Source organism: Mesorhizobium sp. WSM4898, from assembly GCF_029625845.1.
Taxonomy (GTDB): Bacteria; Pseudomonadota; Alphaproteobacteria; order Rhizobiales; family Rhizobiaceae; genus Mesorhizobium.
On sequence record NZ_JARTVQ010000001.1, the window covers coordinates 582,811 to 599,295 of the forward strand.

Consider the following 16,485-nt stretch of genomic DNA (forward strand, 5'->3'; position numbering starts at 1 on the left):
CGGTCAGTCCGAAAGGTGATCTTCGAGCACCACCCCGGCCTCGCGCATCCGTTTCAGCATCGTGCCGACCGAGCCGTTGAGATCGATGCCGCGGCAGGCATCCAGCCGCACCGTCGTCTTGAAACCTTGTTTGGCGGCATCGAGTGCCGAGAAGGCGACGCAGAAATCGGTGGCCAGGCCGACCAAGGTGATGGTGTCGATGCCGCGCTCCTTGAGATAGCCGGCAAGGCCGGTTGGGGTCGTGTGGTCGTTCTCGAAGAAAGCCGAATAGGAGTCGATCGCGGTGCGGAAACCCTTGCGGATGACCAGTTCCGCTTTGGTCCAGGCGAGCCCGGAATGGAAATCGGACCCAAGGCTGCCCTGGATGCAGTGATCCGGCCAAAGCGTCTGCGGCCCGTAGGGCATCTCGATCGCTTCGAAGGGCTGCTTGCCTGGATGGCTGGAAGCGAAGCTCGAATGGCCGGCCGGATGCCAGTCCTGCGTCAGGATCACGTGATCGGTCCGCCGGATCAGGTCGTTGACCAGCGGCACGATCTCGTCGCCCCCGGCCACGGCCAGCGCGCCGCCGGGGCAAAAGTCGTTCTGCAGGTCGATGACGATGAGCGCTTCGTCGGCCATGCGGCCTCCCTTCTTCCTCGGCTTGGGCTCCAGTTGACTCGACCGGACACGGAACCTTGACCAGATGGCCGGCTGCGTCAACCTCCACCGGTATAACAAAGCCGTGGCCGACCACTTCGCTTTGACAATCGCGGCGAAGTTGATATCATTTGCATACGAATGAATTTGCCCGGCTGGACGGCGGCAGATTCCCTCGGAAAGGCCCCTTTCTGGGAAGGCAAAGCGTGATCCGTTACGCGAAACCCACCACGGTCGACGAGGCGCTCGCTCTGCTTGGCGAGGACCGCTGGCGCATTCTGGCCGGCGGCACCGATTTCTATCCGGCGCAGGGCGCGAAACCATTCCGCGACAACATTCTCGACATCAATGGTCTCGCCGCGCTGCGCGGCATCGCCGAGACGGACGACTATTGGCGGATCGGCGCCCGCACCACCTGGACCGACGTCGTGCGCCACAAGCTGCCCAGGGCGTTCGATGCGCTGAAGGCGGCCGCGTGCGAAGTCGGCTCGGTCCAGATCCAGAACGTCGCGTCGGTCGCCGGTAATCTCTGCAACGCATCGCCCGCCGCCGACGGCGTGCCGGCGCTGCAGGTGGTCGATGCCGAAGTCGAATTGCGGTCGGCGAAAGCCACGCGCTACCTGCCGCTTGGCGGGTTCATTCTCGGCAATCGCCGCACGGCGCTGCAGCCAGACGAGATGGTTACCGCCATTCGTGTGCCGAAACGTTCGGCTGTCGGCTCGTCCGCCTTCGTCAAGCTTGGCGCGCGGCGCTATCTCGTGATCTCGATCGCCATGGCGGCGGCGCGTCTCGTGATCGAAGATGGCGTGGTCGCCGATGCTGCTATCGCTGTCGGCGCCTGCTCCGCCGTCGCCCGTCGTCTTGCCGGCGTCGAGGCGGCCCTGCGCGGCCAGCCGGTTACCGCCGCGCTCGCCGATGCGGTGCTGTCCGCGCCGATCGACGAACTGTCGCCAATCGCCGATGTGCGCGGCAGCGCCGAATACCGGGAGCATGCGGCGCGCGAGATCGTTGTCCGCGCAGTGTGCGCTGCGACCAGCCTGGGCGAAGGCAAGGTGGCCGCATGACAATGGAGCGCACCGACATTGCCTTCGAGGTCAACGACGCGGCTGTCAGCGTGTCGGTGCCGCCGGTGCGGCGGCTCTCGCAGGTTCTGCGCGACGAGTTGCGGCTGACCGGCACCAAGGTCGGCTGCGACGCCGGCGATTGCGGCGCCTGCACCGTGCTGGTCGACGGCAATCCCGTCTGCGCCTGCCTTGTGCCGACGGCCTCGGTCTCCGGCGCGTCCGTCATCACGGTCGAGGGCCTCGCCAACGGCAGGTTGTCGGCCTTGCAGGCCTCATTTCTCGAACACGGCGCCGCGCAATGCGGCATCTGCACGCCGGGGCTGCTGGTGGCGGCTACCGCGCTGCTGGAGCGCAACCCAACGCCGAGTGAGGCCGAGACGCAGGATGCGCTCGGCGGCGTGCTCTGCCGCTGCACGGGGTACCGGAAAATCGTCGCGGCGGTGATGCATGCCTCGCAGCATATGGATGGTTTCGACCGTCGCCTGCCGGAGGTCGGCCGCGCCGTCGGCGCCTCGCCGATCCGGCTCGACGGCGTGCCAAAGGTTACCGGCGACGAAAAATTCGGCGGCGATTCCTTTCCGGACGACGCGCTGTCGGTGCTGGTCGTCCGCTCGCCCTACTATCACGCCGGTTTCAGCTTCGGAGATATCGACGCCTGGGCCAAAGAGCATCCCGGCATTGCCGGCGTCTTCACCGCCGCCGACATTCCGGGCAAGAACTGCTTCGGGGTCATCGGCCCCTTTGCTGATCAGCCGGCCCTTGCCGAAGGTTTCGCGCGCCTTCGCGGCGAGGCGATCGCGCTGGTGGCGGGCGAGCGCGAAGCCATCCTCGACCTCGACCTGACGGATTTTCCGATCGCCTGGACGGAGCTGCCGCATGTGCTGCAGCCCCGCGAGGCGAAAGCCGACGGCGCGGCGCTGATCCACCGGCATCGCCCGGCGAACCTGCTCACCTCCGGCTATGTCGAGCGTGGCGATCCCGACGGTGCCCTTGCCGCCGCTGCTGTCACCGTCTCCGGCGCCATCGAGACTTCCTTCGTCGAGCATGCCTACATCGAGCCGGAAGCCGGCTTCGCTTACATGGATGGCGACACGCTCGTTGTCGTTGCCTGCACGCAGGCGCCTTACATGGATCGCGACGACACGGCCAAGGTGCTCGGCCTCCCGGTCGAAAAGGTGCGCATCGTGCCGACCGCCACTGGCGGCGGCTTCGGCTCCAAGCTCGATGTCTCGCTGCAGCCTCTGATCGGCCTTGTGGCGATGAAGACCGGCAGGCCGGCGGCACTCGCCTACACGCGCAACGAATCCATGATGTCGACCACCAAGCGTCATCCGGCCGAGATGGAGGCGACCATCGGTGCCGATTCCGAGTGCCGCGTCACCGGCATGATCTTTGAGGGTGACTTCAACACCGGCGCCTATGCAAGCTGGGGCCCGACGGTTGCAAACCGCGTGCCGGTGCATGCCTCCGGCCCCTATCAGACGCCACACTACCGGGCGACGGGCAGGGCCATCCACACCAACGGCCCGATCGCCGGCGCCTTCCGCGGCTTCGGCGTGCCGCAAGCGACCATCATGCAGGAAACCCTCTACGACGAGCTCGCCGGCAAGCTTGGCATGGATCGGCTCGATTTCCGGCTAAAGAACTGCCTTCGGAACGGGTGCGAAACGGTCACTGGCCAGCGCCTGGAATCGGGCGTGGGCATCGGTGAATGCCTGGAGTTGCTTCAACCGCATTGGGCGCGCGCGCTTGGCGAGGCGGAAGCCTTCAACGCCGTCAACACCGCAAGCAAGCGCGGCGTCGGTGTCGCCTCTTGCTGGTATGGCTGCGGCAACACTTCGCTGCCCAATCCTTCGACGATCAAGGTCGGCATCTCTGCCTCCGGAGATGTCGTGCTCCACCAGGGCGCCGTCGACATCGGCCAAGGCTCGAACACGGTAATCACCCAGATCTGTGCCGATGCGCTCGGCCTGCCGCTGGACAAGTTCAGGCTGAAGAGCGCCGACACCGCCATCACGCCCGACGCCGGCAAGACATCCGCCTCGCGCCAGACTTTTGTCACCGGCAAGGCGGCGGAGAAGGCGGGCCGCGCGCTGCGCGAAAAGATCCTGCGTTTCGCCAATGTGTCCGATCAAGCAACGATCGCGCTCGACGGCGCAAGCATCTCCATCCGCGAGGGGGATGCGACGCGACGCATCGATCTGCGTACACTGAAGATCGATGCCGATGGCTTGGTGTTCGTCGCGGAAGAGACCTACGATCCGCCCACGCTGCCGCTCGACGCCAAGGGCCAGGGCAAGCCCTACGCCGTCTATGGTTATGGCGCCCAGATCGCCGAGCTTGAGGTCGATCTCAAGCTGGGCACGGTGAAGCTGCTCAAGATCACCGCCGCGCATGATGTCGGCAAGGCCATCAACCCGGTACTGGTCGAGGGGCAGATCGAGGGCGGCATCGCGCAAGGCATCGGCATGGCGCTGATGGAGGAATATATCCCCGGCCGCACCGAGAACCTGCACGACTACCTCATCCCGACCATCGGCGACGTGCCGCCGGTTGAGCACATATTGGTGGAAGTTCCGGACCCGGAAGGACCTTTCGGCGCCAAGGGTTTGGGGGAACATGTGCTGATCCCGACCGCGCCGGCGATCCTCAACGCCATCCGACATGCCACCGGCGTGCTGGTCACTAAAGTCCCGGCGACGCCGAGCCGCATCCTGGCGGCGATCCGCGAAAAGGAGGCGCGCCGATGAGCGAGCTTGCCGAACGTTTCGAAACCCACGATCCCGGTGAGAAGCAGGTGGCGGAGAAGATCCGCTGCGATGCCTGTCCGGTGATGTGCTACATCGCCGACGGCCGCACCGGCGCCTGCGACCGCTACGGCAATGTCGGCGGGCGCATCGTGCGCATGGATCCCCTGACCATCCTCGACCACGCGGCCGAGACCGGCGGCGCGGTCGTGCCATTCGTCGCCGAGGGCGAGGAGTGGGGTGGCGAGCTGGTCAACACCGGCCGCCGCTTTGTCACCGCGATCGGCGCCGGCACCACCTACCCGGATTACAAGCCCGCACCTTTCATCGTCAGCCAGGAGGTCGAGGGCGTCGATCTCGTCACCGTCGTCACCGAGGGCATCTTCTCCTATTGCGGCGTCAAGGTGAAGATCGATACGGACCGCCACATCGGCGACGAGACGGCGACTGTGCGCTCGGAAGGCGAGGCGATCGGCCACGTCACCACTGGCGAATATGGCTCGCAGATGCTGTCGCTTGGCGGCGTGCATCACTTGACCGGCGGCTCCAAGGCTGAAGGCCGCGCGACTTGCCACGCGCTTCTCAACCTCTGCAACAGGAAGCCGGTCGAGCTCACCATCGACGGCGGTGCGACGGTCATTGTCGAGGCTGGCAAGGCGCCGGTCATCGACGGCAAGATCGAGCATCGCATGCGCGTCGGCTGCGGTTCGGCCACCATCGGCATGTTCGCCACGCAATGGCGCGGGCTCGTCGACGAGGTTGTGGTGGTTGACGACCATATCACCGGCGTCGTGTCGGAACATCAGGCCGGCAAGGTATTGGGCTGGGAGGATACCGGGATAAAGATCATCGGCCGCCGCTCGACGCCCGGCCGCTACTTCAAGGTTTCGGAGCCCGGTCTCGGCTGGGGCGGCACGACGATCTCCGATCCGCTGTCGATCCTGGGCGATTGGAACGCCAAGAAGGGTGCTCGCCCCGGCCTGTCGCTGCTGATGGTCTCGACCACGGGCGAACAGTTCGCTTACTACGAACTGGACGATCAGTTGAAACCGGTCGAAAAACCGTTCCCGGAGCGGCTGCAGAAATCCGTCGGCCTGATCGAGGACAATTGCGAGCCGGCCCTGTGCACCGTGCTCTTCATCGGCGGCGCCGGCGGCTCGCTGCGCGCCGGCGTCACCGAAAACCCGGTCAATCTCACCCGCTCGGTTCAGGGCCTGAAGACCTATGTCACGGTCGGCGGCGCGCCGGTCTATGTCTGGCCGGGCGGCGGCATCACCCTGATGGTCGATGTCACCCGCGTGCCGGAAGGCGCATTCGGCTATGTGCCGACGCCGGCGCTGGTCGCGCCGATCGAATTCACCATGCGCCGCGACGACTACGTCCGGCTCGGCGGTTATGAGAACGAAATCCGCAGCGTCGAGGATATCCTCGCCAAAGGCGGCGAGTACCTTAATCCGCGCAGCAATGCCGGCGCGCCGGCCGGCAATCCCTGGCCGCCGTTGGCGCAATTGCGCCGCACCCCGGCCAATGGGGCCGACTGATGAACGGTCCGCAGGCGCATTGGCTCGCCGACGGCAGGCGGCTTCATCTCAATCACGGGCCGATCGACCTCATCGTCGAGGCCTTTGGCGATGCAGCTGAACGCCGCGCCGCCTGCGCGCAGGCCGTCGCGCGCTTCCAGACAATCCTGACCGAACTGGTCGAGGAGCTTCCCGAATTGCGCCGTCCGGCGTCTTTGACGCCGAGCGTTTTTGCAGGTCCGACCGCGCGGCGCATGGAGGCCGCGGTCGCACCGCTCGCGGAAAGCTTCATCACGCCGATGGCCGCCGTTGCCGGTTCGGTAGCCGACGAAGTTCTGGCCGCGCTTCTCGCCGGACGCCGGCTCGAGCGCGCCTACGTCAACAATGGCGGCGACAGCGCCATTCATCTCGGCAAGGGCGGCACGATAACGCTGGCGATCGCCGGCACCGGGCACGGCATGGCCGACCGCATCACGATCCGCGCCGAAGACGGCGTGCGCGGTGTCGCCACCAGTGGCTGGCGCGGCCGCTCCTTTTCGCTGGGCATCGCCGACGCGGTAACCGTGCTGGCGCGGACCGGCGCCGAGGCGGATGCCGCGGCGACGCTGATTGCCAACGCGGTCGACCTGCCTGGGCATCCAGCGGTTCATCGCGTGCCCGCGCGGGACCTTTCGCCCGACAGCGATCTCGGCGAACGGCTGGTGACGCAGGACGTCGGCGGGCTAGCGCCCGGCGAGGCGGCCCGGGCGCTGGATAACGGCCTTGCCGTCGCCGAAGATTTTCGTCGGCGCGGCCTGATCGCCGCGTCGGCGCTGTTCCTTGCCGGCCAAACCCGCATCAGTGGCTCCGTGGCGCTCGCTGCGCCCAACAAGCATAAAGCGAAGGAAACTGCCCATGCCTGAATTCCCGATCCGCAAGGTCGCGGTGCTGACCGAAGAGATCTTCCACGACGGCGGCCCAGCGGCGAAGGAGCCGCGCCTGCGCGCCGCGGCTCTCGCCGTGGTCAAGAACCCGTTTGCCGGTCGCTATGTCGAGGACCTGCAGGGCGCGATGGAGGACCTGAAGCCGCTCGGGCTGTTGCTTTCCGACAGGCTGATCGCCGCGCTTGGCGGCGATGTGAAAAAGATCGACGGTTACGGCAAGGGCGCCATCGTCGGCAGTGCCGGCGAACTGGAGCACGGCGCGCTCTGGCACGTGCCCGGCGGCTACGCCATGCGCGAGCGGCTCGGCGACGCCAAGGCGATCGTGCCGTCGGCGAAGAAGGTCGGCGCCGTCGGCGCACGGCTCGATGTTCCGCTCGGCCACATCAACGCTGCCTATGTGCGCAGCCATTTCGACGCGATGGAAGTCGGCATCAGCGACGGCCCGCGTCTCGACGAGATCTTGTTCTGCCTCGCCATGACCTGCGGCCCGCGCGTCCACAACCGCATGGGCGGCCTTGCGGCCGGAGACATCAAGGCTTGGGACGGCTTGAGATGAGCGGCGAGGACAATCTGCTGCGGCTGGTCGAGGCCGAAGAGCTGGACGAGAACAACTACCATCTGCAGGACCAGGTCGGCTTCATCCTGCGCAAGGCGCATCAGCGCCATGTGGCGATCTTCGCCTCCCACATTGGCGATCTGACGCCGCCGCAATTCGCCGCTCTCGCCAAGCTCTACGACATCGGCGAGACCTCGCAGAACCAGCTCGGCACGCTGATCGCCATGGATGCCGCGACCGTAAAGGGCGTCATCGACCGGCTGAAGGCGCGCGGGCTGGTCGAGCTTTCCAAGCACGAGGTGGACAAGAGGCGGCTGCTGGTCAATCTGACGGCTGAAGGCCGCGAGGCGATCGAGCGGCTGATCCCGCTTGCGCGCACCATCACCGAGGAAACGCTGGCGCCGCTCACGGCCAAGGAGGCTGCGACCTTCTTGCGGCTGCTGGCAAAGTTGGCCTGATCAAACCTCCGGATCGGCCCCGAACATCTCCCGCGCCTGCTCGGCCGTGTAGTAGCCGAGCCGGACATCTTCGGCGACCTGCTTCGGATCGCGCTCGCGCGGATCGCCATAGCCGCCGCCGCCGGGCGTGCCGACACGCACGCGGTCGCCGGCCTTGAGCGCGATATCCTGCTCTTTCGACAGATGCGGCGGCACATGCGCTTCGCCGCCCCGGAACACGGTCACGCTGTTTGGCGCGCCATCCCTGCCGCCAAGCGCGCCCTGCGGCCCGAAACGGCCATGGTCCATGACGAAGGACGCGCGGGCTTCACCGCGCAGGATCTCGACCTCGTAGGCGAGCCCGAAGCCGCCGCGATGTTTGCCGGCGCCGCCGGAGCCTTCGCGCAGCGCGTAATGGCGGTAGAGCACCGGGAACGCCTGCTCCATGATTTCGACCGGCGGCGATTTCGAAATGCCGATGGTCGAGCATCCATTGCTCAAGCCGTCATGGCCCGCATTGCCGCCATAGCCGCCGCCCGAAATCTGGTACATGACATAGTCGCGGCCGCGCGCCGGGTCGTTGCCGCCGAGCGCGAAATTGCCGCTGGAACCGGCGGGCGCCGCCGTGACCTTCTCCGGCAAGGCCTGCACCATCGCCGCGAACACGGCCTCGGCGATGCGCTGCGAAACCTCCGCCGCGCAGCCCGAGACCGGCCGCGGATATTTGGCGTCGAGGAAGGTATCTTCCGGCCGCTTGACATTGAGCGGCTCGAACGCGCCGGCGCTGATCGGCACTTCGGGGAAGATATGGCGCATGGCGAGGTAGACTGACGACAGCGTCGTCGCCAGCACGCTGTTCATCGGGCCCGCGCAGGGCTTTGACGAGCCGGCGAAATCGAAGGTCAGGCTGTCGCCCTTCTTCTCGACGGCGAGATTGATGGTCAGCGGCTCGTTCACCACGCCGTCGGAATCGACAAAAGCCTGTGAGCGGTAGACGCCGTCGGGGATGACGGCGATCGAGGCGCGCATCTGTTCGGCGGCGCGGCGGCGCAGTTCGGCGATGGCCTCAATAACGGTTTCGTCGCCGTAACGATCGAGGATTTCATTGAGCCTGTCCTGGCCGATCAGCAGTGCCGCAGCCTGCGCACGGATGTCGCCGATGCGCTGGTCGGCGACGCGGATGTTGGAGCAGATGATGGCGTAGATCTCGGGATCGAGCAGGCCTTTCTTGAACAGCTTCACCGGCGGTAGCCGCAGACCTTCCTGTTCGACGGCGGTGGCCGAGGCCGAGAAGCCGCCAGGCACCGCGCCGCCGATATCCGGCCAATGGCCGGTGTTGGACAGCCAGCAGAAGATTTTGCCGTCGCGGTAGACCGGCATGACGAAGCGCACGTCCATCAGATGCGTGCCGCCGAGATAGGGGTCGTTGACGATGTAGATGTCGCCGGGCTCGGGGGCCAGGCAGCGCCCGTCGGCGATCATCTCGATCACCGTCTTGGTCGAATACTGCATGACGCCGACGAATACCGGCAGGCCCTGGCCGCCTTGCGCGATGAGCGAGCCGTCGGCGGCGGAATAGATGCCGTCGGAGCGGTCATTGGCCTCGGCGATCACCGGCGAGAAAGCGGCGCGGGAAAACGTCAAATCCATCTCGTCGCAAACTTGCTGCAAGGCGGCCTGCAGCACCGAAAGCGTGATCGTGTCGAGCTTTGCACCTTCGACTGCCATTGTCAGGCCTCGCCGATGTCGATGATGATGTTGCCGTCGGCGTCCGAACGCGCATGATCGCCGGGCTCAAGCACGGTGGTGGCGTCCATCTGCTCGAGGATCGCCGGCCCTTCGATTGCTGCGTCGAGCGGCAGCCTTTCGCGCGCATAGACCGGCGTGTCGTGCCAGCGCCCGCTGTACCAGACCGGCCGGATCTCGCGCCGCGCCTCCTCCAGCGTCGCCGCGCGTCCTGCCGGGTCGATCAGCTGAGACAGGTCGATCTGCGGCCGCACGCCCGTCACCGAGGTGTTGAGGTTGACGAGATTGGCGCGGATCTCCGGCAGTTCGACCTTGAAACGCGCGAAATAGGCTTTTTCGAACAGCTGCTGCAGCGTCGCCCGTGAAACCGAGGATGAGGGCAGCGGCACGTTGATGATGTGCGTCTGGCCGACGAATTGCATGTCGGCGGAGTGGGTGACGCGGATTGCATCGGGCTTCACCGCTTCCTTGCCGATCAGCGCCTCGCCTTCGTTTCGGTGCCGTTCCAACAACTCGCGAAGCTTTGCTTCGTCGAGGCTCGCTACCGGCTGGTTGACCGTATTGACGAAGTCGTGCCTGAGGTCGGCGACGACGCAGCCGAGCGCGTTGGTAATGCCGGGGCGTGCCGGCACCACTACCTTCGGCAGGCCGAGTTCTCGGGCCAGCGCCGTCGCGTGCAGTGGGCCGGCGCCGCCGAAGGCGAACAGCGCGAAATCGCGCGGGTCGTGACCGCGCGACACCGAAACCATGCGGATGGCGCCCGCCATCTTCATGTTGCCGAGCCTCAAGATGGCACCGGCCGCCTCGACGCCGGAAAGGCCCGTGTGCCTGCCGATTCTGTCTTCGAAGATTGCGGTGACGCGCTCGACAGTGACCGGATTGTCGACCGCAAGCAGCTTCTTCGGCGCCAGCCGCCCGAGCACCAGATTGGCATCCGTGATGGTGGGTTCCGTGCCGCCGCGCCCGTAGCAGATCGGGCCGGGATTGGCACCGGCGCTTTCCGGACCGATCTGGATCAGGCCGGCGGCGTCGACGCGCGCGATCGAGCCGCCGCCGGCGCCGACGGTGTGCACCGCCACCATCGGCACATGGATCGGCATCGCATATTCGATCTCGATCTCGTTCGAGACCGCGGGCTCGGCGTTGCGGATCAGCGCCACGTCGGTCGAGGTGCCGCCCATATCGTAGGTCACCAAGTTGGCGAAGCCGGCACGCTTTCCCGTGTAAGCGGCGGCGATGACGCCGGAAGCCGGACCGGACATGACGGTCTTTGCCGATTCCTGCGTGACGAAGCGGGCCGAGATCATGCCGCCATTGCCGTTCATGATCAGGAAGTCGCGCGCATAGCCTTTCGCCGCGAGCTCCTTGCGCAGCCGCTCGACATAGCGCTCCAGGATCGGCTGCACCGAGGCGTTGACCGCCGCCGTCACGCCGCGTTCGAATTCGCGCGCCTCCGAAAGCAGCGCATGGCCGGTCGTGATGTGGCCGTTCGGCCAGAGCTCCGCCGCGATTTCGGCCGCGCGCCGCTCGTGCGAGGGGTTGGCGTAGGAATGCAGGAAATGGATGACGAGCGACTCGCAGCCGGCGTCGAGCAGCTTTTTCACGGCATCGCGCATTTCGGCCGCGTCGAGCGGCAGGCGAACCGCGCCGGACGCCTCGACGCGCTCCGAAACTTCGAGCCGCAGATCGCGCGGAATGACCGGCACGAAGGTGCCCGTCATGCCATAGGCTTGCGGCCGCGTGCGCCGTCCAAGCTCGATCACGTCGCGGAAGCCGCGCGTCGTGATCATGCCGGTCCTGGCCAGCCGGCGCTCCAGCACGGCATTTGTGGTGGTCGTCGTGCCGTGCACGATGAGGTCGATGCCCTCGACCGGAAAGCCGGTCGCGCCAAGTGCGGCGACCACGCCGAAGGCCTGATTTTCCACCGTCGTCGGGGTCTTGGCGATGTGCACCTTGCCGCCGGCCTTGCCGTCGATCAGAAGCAGATCGGTGAAGGTTCCCCCAACATCGATGCCGGCAACCACGCTTCCCGCCGACGCCGAAAATTTCTCATTCATTGCCGAAACCCGAAATGCCAGGACTACGGATATGCCTCGGTTTGGAAAGCCGTTTTACGCTGCCATCTTGACCTGAAGATCATTTGTATACTAATAAATTCCGGACACAAGAGCTTACCGCTTGGCAGTGTGCAGAGAGCACGTCGGAACCTGACCGTTCGGGCGCGCACGAGAAAGTTTGGCGCCAGCGCCTCGCGTCCGCGCCGGAAAGTTGGGTTGATGAACACGACATCCGCGTTGAACCTTGCCGGCGCAAAGCCGCTGCAGTTCCCGATCCCGGCCAATGTCTATGCCGAGACCGTGGTATCGGTGAAGCATTACACCGACCGCCTGTTCTCGTTCCGCATCACCCGCCCGCAGTCGCTGCGCTTCCGCTCCGGCGAGTTCGTCATGATCGGTCTGCCCAATGCCGAGAAGCCGATCTTCCGCGCCTATTCCGTTGCCAGCCCCGGCTGGGACGACGAGCTGGAATTCTTCTCGATCAAGGTCCCGGACGGTCCTCTGACCTCCGAGCTGCAGAAGATTGAGGTCGGCGATACCGTCATCATGCGCCAGAAGTCGACCGGCACGCTGGTGCTCGACGCGCTGACGCCTGCAAAGCGCGTGTTCATGATCTCGACCGGCACCGGCATCGCGCCTTTCGCCAGCCTGCTGCGCGACCCCGACACCTATGAGAAGTTCGATCAGGTGATCCTCACCCACACCTGCCGCGACAACGCCGAGCTCACCTACGGCCAGGAACTGGTGGCTGCGCTCGAGACCGATCCGCTGATCGGCGAGCTGACCGGCGGGCGTGTCACGCTCTACAATTCGACGACCCGCGAGGAGTCGGCGCGCATGGGCCGGATCACGGCTCTGATCGGCTCGGGCAAGTTTTACTCCGACCTCGGCATCGACAAACTCAATCCGGAGACCGACCGCATCATGATCTGCGGCTCGATGCACATGCTGAAGGACGTCAAGGAGCTCGCCGAAAGCCTCGGCTTCGAGGAGGGCTCGCTCAGCCATCCCGCCAGCTTCGTCGTCGAGCGCGCCTTCGTCGGCTGAGGCATCTCCTAGTGTTTTGACCATGCGGTCAAAAACCTACTGCTTTTGCCGCCTTTTTCCGCTATGAGCCACTGAAGGACTCGTGAAGGACAACTTCGCGGGCTATCTTCAGTGCACGTCGCTGAATGAAAGGGCAGGAGATGAGCAGCACCATCCGCGAGGCCGGCGCAGGCGCGTCCAAGATCATGCCGCTGCCGGCGCGTGCCGCCGCCAACACGCCGATGCCGCTGGAGCACGGCATTGCTCGCAATCCTGGCATGAAGCTGGACCTCGGCTTCCTCGAATCCGTGCGCAGCGTCAACCGCTCGGCGCTGGAGCGCCGCGTCGCGACCCTCACCAAGCGGCGCTCGATCAAGGCCGACAACCAGGCCGCCTGGCTGCTGCGCGCGATCGCCTGCATGGACCTGACCACGCTGAATTCCAACGACACCGACGAGCGTGTGCGCCGGCTCTGCGCCAAAGCGATCAATCCGCTGCGCCGGGACATCGTCGAGGGCCTCGGCATCGCCGACGAAACGATCCGCCCCGCGGCGGTTTGTGTTTACCATCCCTTCGTGGCCACGGCCGTGGATGCGGTGCGTGGCACAGGCATCCATGTCGCGGCCGTCTCCACAGCGTTCCCGCACGGCCTTGCGCCGCTCTCGACCCGCCTGCAGGAGATCGAGGCCTCGGTGAAGGACGGGGCCGACGAGATCGACGTCGTCATCCCGCGCGGGCTGGTCTACGGCGCCAAATGGCGCGAACTGTTCAACGAGATCGTCGCCATGCGCGCCGCCTGCGGCGAAGCCCATCTCAAGGTCATCCTAGGCACGGGCGATCTCGCCACCCTGCGCAACGTCATGCTGGCCTCGATGGTGGCGATGATGGCGGGCGCCGATTTCATAAAAACCTCGACCGGCAAGGAAAGCGTCAACGCCACGCTTCCCGTCGGGCTTGCCATGGTGCGCGCCATCCGCGCCTATTTCGAGGAGACCGGCTATCTGATCGGCTTCAAGCCGGCGGGCGGCATTTCCACCGCGAAGGTCTCGCTCGACTGGCTGGTGCTGATGAAGGAAGAGCTTGGCCGGCCCTGGCTCGAGCCGCAGCTGTTCCGCTTCGGCGCCTCCAGCCTGCTCACCGACATCGAGCGCCAGCTCGAACATCATTTGACCGGCCACTATTCGGCCAACCATCGCCACGCGATGGCGTGAGCCACCCCCCTCCCCCTTGCGGGGAGGGTCGCCGCGAAGCGGCGGGGTGGGGGTCGAAAAACAAATCTGCCTGATCCATGCACCAAACCATTAGCCATTTACCCCCACCCCGATCGGCTTCGCCGATCGACCCTCCCCACACGGGGAAGGGTAAAGGAGCGACCCCATGAACATCCTAGAACGTTATCGCGCCATGGAGTACGGCCCGGCGCCGGAAGCCCGCAACGAGGCCGACGCCTGGCTCGCCGGCCGCGATTTTTCCAGGGCGCTGTTCATCGACGGCGCCTGGAAGGCGGCGGCAAGCGGCAAGACTTTCGATACCAGCGAGCCGTCCTCCGGCAAGCTGCTGGCGAAGATCTCGGATGCCGGCGCCGGCGACATCGACGCCGCGGTTGCGGCGGCCGCAAAGGCGCTGCCGAAATGGTCGGCATCCTCGGGCTACGCCAGAGCCAAAGTGCTCTATGCCATCGGCCGCGCCATGCAGCGCCATCAGCGCCTGTTCGCGGTGTTGGAATCGATCGACAACGGCAAGCCGATCCGCGAGAGCCGCGACATCGACGTGCCGCTGGCGATCCGCCACTTCATCCATCATGCCGGCTGGGCGCAGACGCTCGAGAAGGATTTTCCCGGCCACAAGCCGGTCGGCGTCGTCGGCCAGGTCATTCCGTGGAACTTCCCGCTGCTGATGCTGGCCTGGAAGATCGCGCCCGCGCTCGCGGCCGGCTGTACGGTGGTGCTGAAGCCGGCCGAATTCACGCCGCTCACCGCCATACTGTTCGCCGAGATCTGCGAGCGCGCCGGCGTGCCGAAAGGCGTCGTCAACATCGTTCAGGGCGGACCGGAGGCGGGTGCCGCCATCGTCAACCATCCGGGCGTGCAGAAGATCGCCTTCACCGGTTCCTCCGAGGTCGGCAAGATCATCCGCAAGGCAACCGCCGGATCGGGCAAGAAGCTGTCGCTGGAGCTCGGCGGCAAATCGGCCTTCGTCGTTTTCGAGGATGCCGACCTCGACAGCGCCGTCGAGGGACTGGTCGACGGCATTTGGTTCAACCAGGGCCAGGTCTGCTGCGCCGGCTCGCGGCTCCTGGTGCAGGAAGGCATCGCGGAGGCTTTCATCGCCAAGGTCAAGGTCAGGATGAGCCGCCTGCGCGTCGGCAGCCCGCTCGACAAGAACACCGACATCGGGCCGCTGGTCGACCGCACGCAGCTCGACCGCGTCAAGGGCCTGATCGCCGAGGGCGCCAGGCAGGGCGCCGCTTGCTGGCAGCCGGACGCTGCCTTGCCGACGACGGGCTACTATCACTTGCCGACGCTCGCCACCTCTGTTTCGCCGGCTAATATCCTGGCGCAGGAGGAGGTGTTCGGGCCGGTGCTGGCGACGATGAGCTTCCGTAACACCGAGGAGGCGATCGAGCTAGCCAACAACACGCGTTACGGTCTTGCCGCTTCGGTGTGGAGCGAGAACGTCAATCTCGCTTTGCATGTCGCGCCGCAATTGAAGGCGGGCGTCGTCTGGGTCAACGGCACCAACATGTTCGATGCGGCCTGCGGCTTCGGCGGCTATCGCGAAAGCGGCTTCGGTCGCGAAGGCGGACGGGAAGGGATGTTCGAATATCTTGCCGCCAAGCTGCCGGTCGGCCCCGCCATCAAGCCGGCCGCAGTCGGCTCGGCGCAGGTCGTCGAGCAGGCTGACGGTATGGCCATCGACCGCACGGCAAAGCTGTTCATCGGTGGCAAGCAGGTGCGTCCGGACGGCAACTACTCGCTGACCGTCGCCACCGCCAAGGGCAAGCTTGCCGGCGAAGTCGGCCTTGGCAACCGCAAGGATATCCGCGACGCGGTCGCCGCCGCGCGCGCCTGCAAGGCCTGGCCGGACGCGACGGCCTTCAACCGCAGCCAGGTGCTCTACTACTTCGCGGAAAACCTTTCCGGGCCGTGCCGATGAGTTCGCTGCACGCCTTGTCCAACTCACCGGCGTGACGGCGAAGGCAGCGCGCGAGGAGGTAGAGCAGTCCATCGAGCGGCTGTTCCTCTATGCCGGCCTCACCGACAAGTTCGAGGGCCGCGTCCACCAGCCGCCGGCCCGCGCCGTGACGCTTGCGCTGCACGAGCCTGTCGGCGTCGTCGGCATCGTTGCGCCGGACAATCAGCCGCTCCTCAACTTCGTCTCGCTGGTGGCGCCGGCGCTCGCCATGGGCAACGCCGTGGTGGCCGTGCCGTCCGAGCGTCACCCGCTTTTAGCCACGGATCTCTACCAGATCATCGAATATTCCGACATTCCGGCCGGCGCCATCAATATCGTCACCGGCCGCAGCGCCGAGCTCTGCGGCGTTCTGGCCAAGCACGACGACGTCGATGGGCTCTGGGTGTTTGCCGATGCCGACACCTGCGCCAAGGCGGAGGCCGATTCCATCGGCAACCTCAAGCGCGTCTGGACCGGCAATGGCCGCAGCCTCGACTGGACATCGAGCGAGGCGGCTGGCGAGGCCGTCCTGCGCCGCGCCATCGAGGTCAAGAACGTCTGGGTGCCTTACGGCGACTAAGCGCGTTCCAGACCGGGTC

General features: G+C 66.0%; 11 protein-coding genes and 1 pseudogene. 9 read left to right on the forward strand and 3 right to left on the reverse strand.

Features of this window, described 5'->3' with window-relative positions; genetic code table 11:
• Positions 1-3: 3 nt before the first annotated feature.
• Positions 4-618, reverse strand: a complete 615-nt coding sequence (gene pncA, locus P9228_RS02975) for a bifunctional nicotinamidase/pyrazinamidase (protein ID WP_095776932.1) — start codon at positions 616-618, stop codon at positions 4-6.
• Between the two features lie 224 nt (positions 619-842).
• Between pncA and P9228_RS02980 the strand changes: the two genes are divergently transcribed.
• Genes P9228_RS02980 through P9228_RS03005 form a run of 6 tightly spaced genes read left to right on the forward strand, consistent with a single transcriptional unit; the run spans position 843 to position 7,904 of the window.
• Positions 843-1,700 (forward strand): xanthine dehydrogenase family protein subunit M, encoded by an 858-nt coding sequence (locus P9228_RS02980; RefSeq protein WP_127403795.1) that lies wholly within the window; start codon positions 843-845, stop codon positions 1,698-1,700.
• Entirely contained in the window at positions 1,697-4,450 is a 2,754-nt protein-coding gene (locus P9228_RS02985) for a molybdopterin-dependent oxidoreductase (RefSeq protein ID WP_278052326.1), read from the forward strand. Before P9228_RS02980 ends, P9228_RS02985 begins: the two co-directional genes overlap by 4 nt.
• Positions 4,447-5,988 carry a 6-hydroxynicotinate reductase gene (locus P9228_RS02990; RefSeq protein WP_278052327.1) on the forward strand — a complete coding sequence of 514 codons (1,542 nt, stop codon included), beginning with the start codon at positions 4,447-4,449 and terminating at the stop codon, positions 5,986-5,988. Before P9228_RS02985 ends, P9228_RS02990 begins: the two co-directional genes overlap by 4 nt.
• Positions 5,988-6,869, forward strand: a complete 882-nt coding sequence (locus P9228_RS02995; RefSeq protein WP_278052328.1) for a UPF0280 family protein — start codon at positions 5,988-5,990, stop codon at positions 6,867-6,869. The genes P9228_RS02990 and P9228_RS02995 overlap by 1 nt, the downstream gene beginning before the upstream one ends.
• Positions 6,862-7,446, forward strand: a complete 585-nt coding sequence (locus tag P9228_RS03000; RefSeq protein ID WP_278052329.1) for an amino acid synthesis family protein — start codon at positions 6,862-6,864, stop codon at positions 7,444-7,446. The genes P9228_RS02995 and P9228_RS03000 overlap by 8 nt, the downstream gene beginning before the upstream one ends.
• The gene (locus P9228_RS03005) at positions 7,443-7,904 is read left to right on the forward strand and encodes a MarR family transcriptional regulator (RefSeq protein ID WP_095825566.1); all 462 of its coding nucleotides are present in this window, start codon (positions 7,443-7,445) and stop codon (positions 7,902-7,904) included. Before P9228_RS03000 ends, P9228_RS03005 begins: the two co-directional genes overlap by 4 nt.
• On the opposite strand, the gene P9228_RS03010 is transcribed toward P9228_RS03005, so the two are convergent.
• Together P9228_RS03010 and P9228_RS03015 are read right to left on the reverse strand one after the other, a co-directional pair.
• Positions 7,905-9,611: a hydantoinase B/oxoprolinase family protein gene (locus P9228_RS03010; protein ID WP_278052331.1), complete on the reverse strand. Its 1,707-nt coding sequence runs from the start codon at positions 9,609-9,611 to the stop codon at positions 7,905-7,907. It abuts the gene before it with no gap.
• 2 nt (positions 9,612-9,613) lie between these two features.
• Positions 9,614-11,686 (reverse strand): hydantoinase/oxoprolinase family protein, encoded by a 2,073-nt coding sequence (locus P9228_RS03015; RefSeq protein ID WP_278052333.1) that lies wholly within the window; start codon positions 11,684-11,686, stop codon positions 9,614-9,616.
• A 219-nt stretch (positions 11,687-11,905) separates the two neighbouring features.
• On the opposite strand from P9228_RS03015, the gene P9228_RS03020 reads away from it, so the two are divergent.
• From P9228_RS03020 to P9228_RS03030, 3 genes and pseudogenes are all read left to right on the forward strand, one after another.
• Positions 11,906-12,733 (forward strand): ferredoxin--NADP reductase, encoded by an 828-nt coding sequence (locus tag P9228_RS03020; protein ID WP_278052335.1) that lies wholly within the window; start codon positions 11,906-11,908, stop codon positions 12,731-12,733.
• A gap of 140 nt (positions 12,734-12,873) precedes the next feature.
• On the forward strand, positions 12,874-13,923 hold the full coding sequence (gene deoC / locus P9228_RS03025) for a deoxyribose-phosphate aldolase (protein ID WP_095782195.1): 1,050 nt from the start codon (positions 12,874-12,876) through the stop codon (positions 13,921-13,923).
• Between the two features lie 166 nt (positions 13,924-14,089).
• Positions 14,090-16,466: pseudogene (locus tag P9228_RS03030) on the forward strand (aldehyde dehydrogenase family protein).
• Positions 16,467-16,485 lie beyond the last annotated feature (19 nt).